This window comes from Pelatocladus sp. BLCC-F211 (assembly GCF_041928655.1).
Taxonomy (GTDB): domain Bacteria; phylum Cyanobacteriota; class Cyanobacteriia; order Cyanobacteriales; family Nostocaceae; genus Pelatocladus.
In genome coordinates, this window is the sequence record NZ_JBHFLM010000123.1 from 53,419 (window position 1) to 66,042 (window position 12,624).

Annotated in this window: 9 protein-coding genes; 5 read left to right on the forward strand and 4 right to left on the reverse strand. The window is 40.3% G+C overall.

The window, feature by feature from the left end:
- Positions 1–20: 20 nt before the first annotated feature.
- On the reverse strand, positions 21–1,190 hold the full coding sequence (locus tag ACE1AT_RS14925; RefSeq protein ID WP_374869598.1) for a DegT/DnrJ/EryC1/StrS family aminotransferase: 1,170 nt from the start codon (positions 1,188–1,190) through the stop codon (positions 21–23).
- Between the two features lie 287 nt (positions 1,191–1,477).
- On the opposite strand from ACE1AT_RS14925, the gene ACE1AT_RS14930 reads away from it, so the two are divergent.
- The 4 genes from ACE1AT_RS14930 to ACE1AT_RS14945 all read left to right on the forward strand — a co-directional run bounded on the left by ACE1AT_RS14930 (position 1,478) and on the right by ACE1AT_RS14945 (position 5,168).
- Complete coding sequence (locus ACE1AT_RS14930) at positions 1,478–2,017, forward strand: GAF domain-containing protein (RefSeq protein ID WP_374869600.1); 540 nt, start codon at positions 1,478–1,480, stop codon at positions 2,015–2,017.
- 213 nt (positions 2,018–2,230) lie between these two features.
- Complete coding sequence (locus tag ACE1AT_RS14935) at positions 2,231–2,908, forward strand: hypothetical protein (RefSeq protein ID WP_374869602.1); 678 nt, start codon at positions 2,231–2,233, stop codon at positions 2,906–2,908.
- A 74-nt stretch (positions 2,909–2,982) separates the two neighbouring features.
- Entirely contained in the window at positions 2,983–3,270 is a 288-nt protein-coding gene (locus ACE1AT_RS14940) for a hypothetical protein (RefSeq protein WP_374869604.1), read from the forward strand.
- Positions 3,271–3,476: 206 nt separating this feature from the next.
- On the forward strand, positions 3,477–5,168 hold the full coding sequence (locus ACE1AT_RS14945) for a potassium channel family protein (protein WP_374869606.1): 1,692 nt from the start codon (positions 3,477–3,479) through the stop codon (positions 5,166–5,168).
- 18 nt (positions 5,169–5,186) lie between these two features.
- Here ACE1AT_RS14945 and ACE1AT_RS14950 read toward each other — a convergent pair whose 3' ends face one another.
- On the reverse strand, positions 5,187–6,248 hold the full coding sequence (locus tag ACE1AT_RS14950) for a DUF1822 family protein (RefSeq protein WP_374869608.1): 1,062 nt from the start codon (positions 6,246–6,248) through the stop codon (positions 5,187–5,189).
- 15 nt (positions 6,249–6,263) lie between these two features.
- On the opposite strand from ACE1AT_RS14950, the gene ACE1AT_RS14955 reads away from it, so the two are divergent.
- Entirely contained in the window at positions 6,264–6,623 is a 360-nt protein-coding gene (locus ACE1AT_RS14955) for a pentapeptide repeat-containing protein (protein ID WP_374869610.1), read from the forward strand.
- 95 nt (positions 6,624–6,718) lie between these two features.
- Here the strand turns inward: ACE1AT_RS14955 and ACE1AT_RS14960 are convergent, their stop codons facing one another.
- Together ACE1AT_RS14960 and ACE1AT_RS14965 are read right to left on the reverse strand one after the other, a co-directional pair.
- On the reverse strand, positions 6,719–11,398 hold the full coding sequence (locus tag ACE1AT_RS14960) for a CHAT domain-containing protein (protein WP_374869612.1): 4,680 nt from the start codon (positions 11,396–11,398) through the stop codon (positions 6,719–6,721).
- A 349-nt stretch (positions 11,399–11,747) separates the two neighbouring features.
- On the reverse strand, positions 11,748–12,620 hold the full coding sequence (locus ACE1AT_RS14965) for an MBL fold metallo-hydrolase (protein WP_374869614.1): 873 nt from the start codon (positions 12,618–12,620) through the stop codon (positions 11,748–11,750).
- Positions 12,621–12,624 lie beyond the last annotated feature (4 nt).

Consider the following 12,624-nt stretch of genomic DNA (forward strand, 5'->3'; position numbering starts at 1 on the left):
TTATTTTATCTATCTACCTTTTAAGCAAATAGCAAACTTTCATCAGGAGAATTAACTTTTAAAATCTGGGCGAGCGCATCCGTAATTTTCTGAGTTTTGCTGTTGCTTAAACCGGGATACATGGGTAACGATAAGATTTTATTTGCTAGCATTTCCGCTTGAGGAAAATCACCTTTTTGATAGCCTAAATTTGAGAATCCTGGTTGCAGATGACAAGGAATTGGATAATGAATTCCTGTTTGAATTCCCATAGCTGTAAGTTGTTCTTGAATGACACAACGCTCTACAGCGCAAGACTCACAAACTTTAATCACATACAGGTGATATACATGGCCTTCATCACTGTGATTTTGGATGGGGATAATACCTTTTGTAGCGAAGGGTGCTAGTTCTGCATCATAATTTTTGGCAACGTTAAGGCGATCGCGATTCCAATTTTGGAGATATGGTAATTTTTGTTGCAGTACAGCAGCTTGGATAGTATCTAAGCGGCTATTGGTTCCAATTTCTGTGTGGAAATACTTGCGGGATGCACCATAATTTCGCAACCGTACCATTTTTTCAGCTACTTCTTGATCTCGCGTTAAAAGTATTCCCCCATCTCCAAATGCTCCTAAATTTTTGCTGGGATAAAAACTAAAAGCAGCTGCTATACCTACTGAACCAGCGCGATATCCTTCTCGTTCAGCTAAATGTGCTTGAGCAGCGTCTTCAAAAATGAGGATTTTGTAGGTATCAGCCAAGTCTAATAACTGTTTTGGTGATACCATTTGACCATAAAGATGTACGGGAATAATTGCTTTTGTTTTTGATGTAATTGCTTTTGCTGCTGCCTCTAAATCAATTAAAGCTGTATGGCGATCGCAATCTACTAAAATTGGTTTTGCTCCTGTACGTAACACACCAATCAGTGTTGCAACAAAAGTATTCGCTGGCAAAATTACCTCATCACCAGCACCGATATTACAAGCTTGTAAACCGAGAGCGATCGCATCAGTTCCAGATGCAACACCAATTCCATATTTTGTACCAGAAGCAACAGCAAAAGCTGCTTCAAAATCAGAAAGTGTTTTTCCTAAAACAAAATCTCCCTGTTCTAATACTGCTTGAATTGCCTGCTGCAATTGATTTTTAATTGGTTGGTGTTGTAAATTAAGGTCTACAAAAGGGATTGTTATTGGTATATTCATTTTCAGTAACACTCAAAAAATTTTCCAAATCAAATAGTTATTCTTTAACAGAGGTATTTTTCTTTCTCGTTCTCTATTCTCGTTAGTGTTATGTTACCCATGTAGAATCGGATACTAACGGAGAAAATAGGGATTAGGGATTTAAGGTGTCAGTTTGAAATCTGTCTTATAGATTCTTAAGAATTTATGTCATCTTGTTGAGTCAGGAATTTATAACGGTAAGTTAAGAGAATATCCAGCCGTGTGTGGCATGGAAAAAATTGTCAATCAGTTGTTATTGCAGACCAGTGCAAAGTCATTCCAACCCAGAATTTAACCATGGTGCCACAGTGGATCGTAATCGCGGTTTGCAAAAAGTACTTGAGCGCCTGATCGCAACAATGGAGCGAGACGCGCTAATCATAGAAACAACAAACCGTCTCAGAGAAACGCTTCAAGTCGATCGCGTGGTTTTGTATTACTTTTACTATCAGTGGCACGGACAAGTGACTTTTGAAGCTTTGAGTTCTGATGAATTTTCTATCTTAGGTTCAACAGGACCTGATGGTTGTTTTAATGATGAGTATGCTGCACTGTATTTGGCAGGACGAGTCAGAGCAATTCCCGACATTGAATCAGAAGCGATCGCTACTTGTCACCGAGATTTTCTGCGCCAATTGCAGGTTCGTGCCAACCTAGTTGTACCTATCTTGACTGCCAAAGGATTATGGGGACTATTAGTAGCACATCACTGTCAAGCACCTCGTCAGTGGTTACAATCAGATATTCAACTGATGCAAACAGAGGCGCAAATTTTGGCAGCAGCACCTTGTATTCAGCAGAGTTAGAGATTCAGGAAGGGGTTTTCTCTTCTGATTTCTGCATTCTGCCATCTGCCTTTTACATTCTCACTTGTTCTTGGGAATGGTATGTATGAATTATGTTAGGATAAGTGCTTAGTCAGGAATTTAACCTTATACTATCGAATTTGGTATATATTAAATAGCTTGATGAAAGTTAAATATTAAGCTGATACATAAGTATATTTTACAAGATTACTTATGCCTAATATACCTTTATGGCAAAAAATATTACTTGGTGCTTTGGGACTGATATTACTTACTTTTAGCGGTGTCAAAACCAGTGAATTATTTGCTAACTCTAAAACTCCTGAGCCTAAACCGACGACTACTTTCTCTCCAGTTCCTCCTATTAGTCCTTCGCCAGATCAAAAGGATTTTGGAATTCATGTATGGACGGGAGAAAATCGAGAGTCAGTAGCTGATGTAGAAGTCGAGTTTTCACTTTCCGTTGGATCGTCTGTCACTAGTAAAACTGGAACTGATGGATATGCCAGTATTCAGATTCCTAGTAAACTTAACGTACAACGAGTTATTCTTCGGAAGAAAGGGTTCAACACTGCCACATACACTATCAATCCAATTATTAATAATGGCAAGACTATAGAGTATGAGTTAAAACCTGATCTCCGACAGTCGTTGGTATCTCCACCTTTACCTAGCCCCACCTCCTATATATCACCATCTCCTTTGCCCAATCCTTCTTCCAAATCTCAGTCTTCTTACCAAAAATCACCACCTCCGTTACCTACTCCCTCCCCCACATTTACATCCCCTCCTTCCCAAGTCCCTTACTCTAAAGAAAAAGAATTGAAGTCATCCTACAAAAAAGCTGAACTTGCATTGCTTGACGGCTACACAATAGAAATTTTTTTTTAAATGAACCTGGAGGATTGAAAGATATAGCCTCTACTATTAAGAGTGGACTTGAGAGTAGTGCTTTGAAGTCTAAAGTGAACCTGCGTCCAGGAAGCGTCTCAAGCTTGAGAAATGCTGGCGGTTGTCTTCCAGACAACTTTGAAATTCGGTATGATTATGGTCAAGAGAAAATAGCAGCTAATGTATTGAAGCGCATTCTTGAAGGTATAATTCCAACTCAAACTTTTGTTTTAGACGAAGCCAATGGTCCCAACATTCACCCACATACTCCAAACTATATCTCGGTTTGGCTTGGTCCCATTGAAGATAACAGTTGTCAGTCCGAAGAAGAAATTGTAGAAGAAGTAGTCGTAGAAGAATAATAAAAGGTGTTCCATAATGGCGGCATGAATCCAGATGTAGAGACGTAGCACTGCTACGTCTCTACGTCTGTTATTATTCACCGCAGTTTTGCCCAATTTGAGTGATCGTGTTGTCAGCTACAGTTCGATTCTTGAGAATCAGGCGAAAATTGAAATAATATTTAGTTTTACATATGCAGCTTTTCTGCACATCATGCTGCTAATTCATGAAACCTCGAATAATTGTCTGTGGTTTAGGACGCACTGGATATAAAGTTTTTCGTTTGCTGAGACAACAAGGGGCCTTAGTCATCGGCATTCATCATAAACCAGTTCCAGGCGAGAGAGCAGGAGATGTCATTGTCGGCGATCTGCACGCAGCTAGCACCCTTAAAGCAGCTGGGATTCAGCAGGCGCACACCTTGGTGATCGCTGGAGGTGACGATGCACTCAACTTGCGAATTATGATGCAAGCGCGGGTACTAAATCCGCGCATTCGGATTATCAATCGCTTTTTTAACACCAGTTTAGGAGAACGGCTGGATCATGCGGTTCCAGAACATTTAACTATGAGTGTTGCGGGATTAGCAGCACCCGTATTTACTTTTGCGGCGTTGGGAAGTGAAGCAATCGGACAAATCAAGCTGTTTCAGCAAACTTGGCCGATTCACGAAGAATATATAGATGAAGATCATCCGTGGCGCGATCGCAAACTCAGCGAATTGTGGAACGATCAGACACGGATGCTGATTTACTATATGCCAGCAGAAGGTGAAGTAGATTTAGTATCGGCGGTGGTTACAGGGCATAAATTAAAAGTAGGCGATCGCTTAATTGTGGGAACTCAACCCCGCGTGCGTAGCATTCGGAGATCAATGATTGCCAAACTGCTGAAAGTGTTTACCAGTTTGCGACAGTTTCAGAAACATGCTCAAGCGGTGGTAATGATGTCTTTGGTGCTGCTGGTGATTATTGCGATCGCTACACTCATCTACACTTCCACCGAAAGAAGTGTTTCTATTGTTGATGCTCTTTATTTTGCCGTCGGTATGATTACGGGGGCGGGCGGTAATGATAAAGTTGTCGAACAGGCTCCCACGAGTGTGAGATTATTTACCGTATTGATGATGCTGGTAGGAGCTGCGGTAATTGGTCTTTTCTATGCCTTACTTAACGATTTTGTCTTGGGTAGTCGCTTCAAACAATTTTTAGATGCAGCCAGAATTCCCCATCGTCATCATTATATTGTCTGTGGTTTGGGAGGAATTGGGATTAAAATTGTTCAGCAACTCCACAGTAGTGGACATGAAGTTATAGTTATTGAGCGCGATACCAACAACAGATTTGTCAACACAGCGCGAGGATTGGGTATTCCCGTCATTCATGGTGATGGTAGCTTTGCCGAAATTCTCAAAGTGAGTAATTTAGAGAATGCATCTGCACTCATTGCTGTCACCAACGACGACGCCACAAACATGGAAATTGCTCTCAAAGCCAAAGCCATCACGGCCAAAGTACCAGTGATTGTCCATTACGCCGATCCAGATTTTGCCCGCATGGCGCAACAAGTATTTGACTTTGAAGCTGTTCTTAGTCCCGCAGAACTCGCCGCTCCCGCTTTTGCTGCTGCTGCTTTAGGCGGACGCATCCTTGGTAATGGAATCACCGCCGATAGTCTGTGGGTAGCCTTTGCAACATTAATTACACCCTCTCATCCCTTTTGTGGGCAACGGGTGAAAGATGCAGCGATGGACGCGGACTTTGTGCCATTGTACGTGGAGACAAATAACCAAGAAATTCACGGTTGGGATTTACTGGAAATTAACCTCAGTGCTAGCGATATTTTATACTTAACAATGCCAGCGAATCGTTTGCATCAGTTGTGGCGTTATACACCTTCACAGGTGATGGCGAGTTGAAAATTTTTGTTTTCAAATTTACAACACAAATTCCTCTGTAACTACAGCATTTTGATAGCTGACTTCAACTTTAAATTGCTGACCTGGTGCTTCACTAAATTCTAACTGAATAGCGTTATCAGCTTGCCTTGCAGTAACTTCCTGACTTATAGAGTCAGGGGTGTTGGGATGAAGAGTAATTTTCAATTTCAAACCAGATGGTAGATATTGTGCGTCATGAGGAAGAATTTGTACAAGCACACTTTGTTCTAAGTTTTCTTCTTTTTTGAGATTAACAATTAAGGCTAAGGATTTATTTTGCAGCAGTAGCCCAAAATCAAATAATTTAGTCTGTGAAATCGGAAAATTATTTGACTCCTTACGACTTCTAACATAACCCCAAGTTAAGTTATTGGGAATTGCATTCTCTATAGAATCTGTAGGTTGCCAACCTTCTTCAAAGATTCTATCCCACCATTTACCCAGGTTGACTAATGCTTTACCTACTTTAGTTTTCGCCTGAGTGAAAGTCTCTTGAACTGTGTTATTACTTGTGACTGCTACGGGTAATTTAATTGCAGATGGTGACAAGAAACGAGTATACACCAAGAGGTTATTTAACTCTGGATCAAACAAAGACAGTGGTAACTGATAACTACCATCTGGCTGAGATTGAAAATTTGGTGTTTGAGAATCTTTAAATAGTTCGTCATAACGTAAAAACCCGTGAATATTTAATTTTTCTTCTTCTTCTAATACCTCTAGTAAGACATAGAAATGAGCAGCATTTTCAGTTGAGGAGAAAAGTTTAGTTGGTACAAGTACAAAATCGAAAATTAAGTTATCTACGGTAATTAAGCAGAGGCGAAATTCACCTATTTTGATATAAAAAACATCATCAATTGCATTAGCACTATTGTCTGTTTTTATTTTTATATTTGGACTTCGCTCTTTCACATACTTTGTAAAACCTAGTTGTGCTAGGGCGTGTAAATATATTTGCCATGGGCTGATATCGCTGAATTGGCTAACATTAGCCTCACTGATGACTCGCGCTTCATCAAAATCTTCTGGTTCTAGCCAAACAGTCTTTGGTGACAACTTTATTCTAAGTTTTTGTTTATCCAGTATCAAGCCAACCTCAGAAAAGCTAAACTTAATTATATTGAGGAAGACGAATCCAGTGGAGTTTTAGGCAAAGGAGCCGAATCATTGAAAGCTGACTACACTGGTCTCAAAAAAGCCAATTTTAAGGAAAAAGAACCTACTGGAAACTGCGATCGCATTTACTACGCACATCTCATTGAAGCTAATCTCATTGAAGCTAATCTCAGTGGAGCCGACCTCAGAGGAGCCGACCTCAGTGAAGCTGACCTCAGAAAAACTAAAAATTTAACTCCAAAGCAAGTTTATGCTGCCAAGAATTGGCGACAAGCCAAATATGACGCAGATTTTCAGGTTTTATTGCAAAAATAAGAACGAGTAGTTTACTTTTGAGCGCCTATCCCGTTACACAAAGTGCGATCGCTTATAACCCTTGGTGAGAGTTTACGACTGCTGCAATAACTTGGTTAACCCTTCTTCCCGACCGGATCGCATAACTTCATATCCTCTTTATTTACATCAGGATTATTGCTGAGATAAATACGTATCAAATCACACCCTTGTATCAGCAATTCATCTAAATCAAAATTCCACAAAATGACTGTACCGTCGCTGGATGCAGAAGCCATTGTTTTACCATTAGGTGAGAAACTGACATCATTAAGCCAGGAAGTATACCCTGTAAGGGTTTTGATTTCTCGACCAGTTGTGACATCCCAGAGTTTGACTGTTTTATCCCTGGATGCAGAAGCGACAGTTTGACCATCTTTGGAGAAACTGACGCCTGTAATTTCGTCAGTATGTCCTTTTAGGGTTTTGATGACTTCACCAGTTGTGAAATTCCACAATTTCACTGTGCGATCGCTAGATGCAGAAGCGAGTATCTTGCCATCGTTGGAGAAACTCACATCATAAATCCAGGTTGTATGTCCTTCAAGAGTTTTGATTTCTTGACCAGTTGTGACATTCCAAAGTTTGATTGTTTTATCCCTGGATGCAGAAGCGAGTATTTGACCATTGGGCGAGAAACTCACACTCAAAACTTTGTCAGTATGTCCTTCAAGGGTTTTGATTTCTTGACCAGTTGTGACATCCCACAACTTGACTGTTTTGTCGCTAGATGCAGAAGCGAGTATCTTACGATCATTGGAAAAACTCACACCTCGAACCTGGGAAGTATGTCCTATAAGGGTTTTGATTTCTTGACCAGTGATTACATTCCACAGTTTGATTGTCTTGTCTTCAGATGCAGAAGCAAGCATCTTACCATCGTTGAAGAAACTCACGCTTGTAACTTCGCCACTATGCCCTTTCAGGGTTTTAACTTCTTTAGCAGTTGTGACATCCCAGAATTTGATTGTCTTGTCGCCCGATGCAGAGGCAATCATCTTACCATCGTTGGAGAAAGTCAAACCCCAAACCTGAGAATCATGCTTTTTAAGGGTTTTAACTTCTCTAACAGTTGTGAGATCCCAGAGTTTGGCTGTTTGATCCCTGGATGCAGAAGCGAGTATTTGACCATTCGGCGAGAAAGTTACACCATTCAGTTCGTCAGTATGTCCTTTAAGGGTTTTGATTTCTTGGCCAGTTGTGACATCCCACAGTTTGACTGTTTTGTCGCTAGATGCAGAAGCGAGTATTTGACCATTCGGTGAGAAACTCACGTCATAAACCCAGGAACTATGTCCTGTAAGGGTTTTGATTTCTTTACCAGTTGTGACATCCCAGAGTTTGACTGTCTTGTCTTCGGATGCAGAAGCGAGTATTTTGCCATCGTTGGAGAAACTTACGCTCAAAACTTGGGAATTATGGCCTTTAAGAGTGTTGATTTCTTTACCAGTTGTGACATCCCAGAGTTTTACTGTTTTGTCTTCAGATGCAGAAGCAAGTATTTCACCATTGGGTGAAAAAATCACACCCTGAACTTCAAAAGTGTGTCCTTTAAGAGTTTTGATTACTTGACCAGTTGTGACATCCCAGATTTTGATTGTTTTGTCGCCGGATGCAGAGGCGAGTATTTTACCATCGGGTGAGAAACTGACGCCCCAAACCCAGGAAGTGTGACCTGTAAGGGTTTTGACTACTTCACCAGTTGCGACATTCCACAGTTTGATTGTTTTGTCGCCGGATGCAGAGGCGAGTATCTTACCATCGTTGGAAAAACTCACGTTTGTAACTTCGCCAGTATGCTCTGTAAGGGTTTTGATTACTTGACCAGTTGTGACATTCCACAGTTTGACTGTCTTGTCCCAGGATGTAGAGGCGAGTATTTGACCATCGGGTGAGAAACTCACACCCCAAACCCAGTATCCATGTCCTTTGAGGGTTTTCACTTGATAGTTGTATACTATATCCTGCAATGTAGATACAACCTGCATCTGGGTTTCTGGTACTATCCAAGGTTGCCAAATACTCTTTTTTACTAGTTTTCCAGCTTTAATTGCATCTGTTAACGCCGCTTCATGGTCATTTTGATTAAAGTATTTTTCTGAGGTGAAATTTAATTTACTCGCTTCTGTGTCGGTTCTGCGAATTTCGCTAAGTCCAGCAAAAAATGAGGCGATCGCCAAACCAGCAGTTAACCCCAAAATAGTTAATTGATTTCTGCGCTTTTTTTCCTTTTTTTGCTTATTTTGCTTTTCTGCACTGGCTTTAATAAACTTCTTTTCTTCGAGTGTCAGTTCATCAATGCGATCGATGTACCATTTGAGTGCCACACTTAACGGCGTTTCCTGCAATAATCTCCCAGAATCGTACCTATGATCTTGCCATTCTCGGACATTTGGCTTTAATCTTTCTTGCCAAGTGCGAAACTCCCGATTATCTTTAATCCACTCCCGTAAGGTTCCCCATTCTCTAATTAACGCTTCGTGAATGATCTCTACCGTCTCTTCTTTGTTTTCGCTACTCTCATCACAACCAGTCACCAGCAAACGCGCATCAGCTAATTGTTGCACTAAATCCCAATTTACGTCCCCCACTTCCGGGCGAGTCGCCACACGTCGGGTATCCTCTGTACCTTCCCCAGGACGCACTAACTGAATAAATATTTTTTCGGCACGTTTTCGATCATCCTGACTCAGTTTACATAACACTGTATCGGCGTAGTTAGCCAAAGCTTTCTCCAAACCACCAATTTTTTGATAAGCTTCGTGGGTGAGAAACCATTTTCTAGGGTTTTGCCAAAGCTGCGTCAGGGTAAACTCAAGTAAAGGTAAACGTCCCGGTTCATTACCCAAATCTTTAATTAAAGTCTCAGTCAACCCCTCTTCAAATTCCACCTTCATTTTTTGTGCTGGTTTTTCCACAGCACAACTCAACTCCTCCCGATTCATCGGACCAAGATTATAAATTCCTTTCTGTAAAGCATCGCTAAAAGGACGGTAAGATAAGGCATAGCCATAAAAATCCGCCCGCAGCGTCATAACCAAGGTAAATCTAGGATCGTAGTCGATCGCGTAAATTAATGCATCTAAAAAAGGCTGGCGTTCTTCTTGTGGTGCGAGGGTGTAAAGTTCTTCAAATTGGTCGGCGATGAGTACTATGTGTTTAGCCTTCCCATCCCCCTCCCTGCTTGCGGGGAGAAGGTTAGGGGGTGGGGTAATTCCGCGTGAGGTGATAATATCATTTATAAGCTGGGCTAATTTTGTCTCATCATGCCGTAAGTCCACTTCTAAAACCAATTGCTCTAATCTGCGTTGGATATCTGTTGAATTTTCTCCTTGTAGTGGTGCTGGGGAATGGAAATAATTATTTAGTGCGATCGCTAAATTCCCAAGAGGATTATTCCCTGGACGAAAAGAAATAATCTCGACATTCCCAACTTTTCGTAACCGATGAACCAACCCTGCAAACACCACAGAAGACTTCCCACTCCCAGAAGCACCAACCACACTCACCAAAGATTTACTTTTAACTGCTGCTACCAACTCATCAATAAACTTCTCCCGTCCAAAGAAAAAGGGCGCGTCTTCTTCCCCAAACGCAGACAAACCCTGATAAGGAGACTTAGGTAACTTACCAGATAATCCGCCCAAATCTTCCCAATTGGGAGGGAGTTCTAGTGTATTTTTGCAAATAATCGGTAAACAACTCACCCCAGGAAGCGGCTTTTCTGACTCAGACAAACCTGTCAGTTCTTGTAATTTACCCCTTGCTTTGAATACAGCCGTAAATAAAGAATCTCCACCAGCATAAGAAGAAAGAAAAAAGTTGAGAAACTTGTGCGCGATTTTATCCGGTACTGGTTCCCGCCAAACGATAACGTAGGGTAAATTTAAATCTGCCAATCGTTGTGCTAAACCCAAACCATCACAGGAATTAAAAATTGCTAATTTTAAACCTTTACTAATTGCTGATTTTAAAGTTTGAGGAATTTCTTCTAAATCTAAATTCTCCTTGGGATTAAGAGCAATTATACCTTTTTTGCCGTGTTCTTGAGATTCGCTGTGTCCAGCAAAAAATAAAATATCACAAGGTTCATCCCAGAGTTTATGAAGTGTTTCACGCTTTGGTTCTTTCAAAAACAGAGTTTCTGCACCTCGTTTCTCTAAATCGATAATTAATTCTTCATCAGTTGAAGTATCAAGATTGCTACTATCTCCAAAGATACTGATAATTTTAATTCTTCTGAAAGTTTCAGAATTTGGTTTTGTTGCAGATACAAATATTTTTTGCGGAGAATCTTTAAAGCAAAGTGCTGCTTCTGGTGAAGAATGTTCCCCAAATAAATTACATTCTTGCCAAGGTATACGATGTAAGATATTCTTTGTCGGTTCTGATGTCACCCCGTGCGTATTGACAACTAAACGAATATCAGCATGAGGATGTGAGATAATGACTGGTTCTAACTGTGACTTAATTGGTAGTAGCCATTGATTTAATTTTGACCGTAAAGACTTGGCGTATTCAGAACAGACATCTGTGGAAACATTTGTAACTTGGTTTTTTTTAAAACCTCTGCTGTCAGGTTGAACTAACAAGTCGTAGATTTTTTTCCAATGTTCATAGCTATTTGGAATTTCTTGGGCTGGGGGTAATTGGGTTTCTAGTTGAGATATGCTAGTTCTAGTAGCAAAAGCATCTATCTGAAGTTGGATTTTACTAAATCCTTGCTCAAAATCACCATTACCAAATTTCAGATTCACCCATACTTCCATAAGCTACCAGGCTCAATTATGGGAACATCTCACTTTTGTACATATAGTCTGAACTACAAACTAAAGTTGCTACTTTTCGGATTCTTTCCCAAATTTTTTTACAAAACTAAGATTCTCCCGTGGTTAATGGTTCCATATACTACTTCGGCAAGCGACTATACAATATGCTACTAAGTTTCTTCGTGAGATTCCGGAAATAGATTACTGTGTGTAGAAGTATGTAGTGATGAAGTGAGGATGTTTACACAAAAAACGGGTTTTAATCATATGGTTAAAACCCGGTTTCTTCGCTAGAATTGCAAAATTTTTCAAAATACTTTCATCAATACTAGTTGCGTTATTGGGTTTCCATCCACGCAATACACTTGTGCATTTGTTCTTTCATAGTTTCTGCATCTGTGTGATATCTCCGTCCATGACCTGGAAGCACCCACTCAAAAGTATAATTAGCCAACTTCCGCATTGATTTAATTAATTCTGACCAAGAGTAAAAACAATAATTACGGAAAGCAATTAACCGGTTAATATCATCATCCCAAGCCAGATGATCGCCAGTAAAGAGAAACTTATTTTTGTATAGCAAGACAGTGTGTCCTTTACTATGTCCAGGAACTGGGATAATTAATAAATCAGGAGCTAATTGAAAAGGTTCTGAACCAGTCAATTGAATTTCGACATCACGAGTACCTCGATTAATATCATCTTTATGTAGAATACGTTCACACCCAAAATGTTCTGTATACTTTTGATGATCTGCCACATCATCTATGTGAGTTAGGAACATATAACGTATTCCTCCCATTTCTTCTAAACGCTTGACTAGAGGCGGTGTAAAGCGAGGAGAATCTACTAGAACATTACCTTCTGGTAGTTGAATAAAGTAGCCAGTTCCACCATAGGATTTTTCTGAATGATAGCCACAATCGTAGACATTTTCTTCTACAGGAATCGGAAAACTTAGCTGAACAATTTTGATATCTTGAGGTTTCTCAACAGTACCAATTGAACTAGTAGGACAAGATAAAAGTGCTTGCAATGCTTTTAATCTTTCTTTGTCGTTCGTTGGTTGCTGATAAACTGCTGACATTCCCTCAGCTTCAGTAAATACTTCTGGAGCCATCCAACGACAGGTATCACAGTCGATACAAGTGGTATCGACATAAAAGTCACCACTAATATTTTGCGGACGACGCAGATTTAAATTAGCCATATTA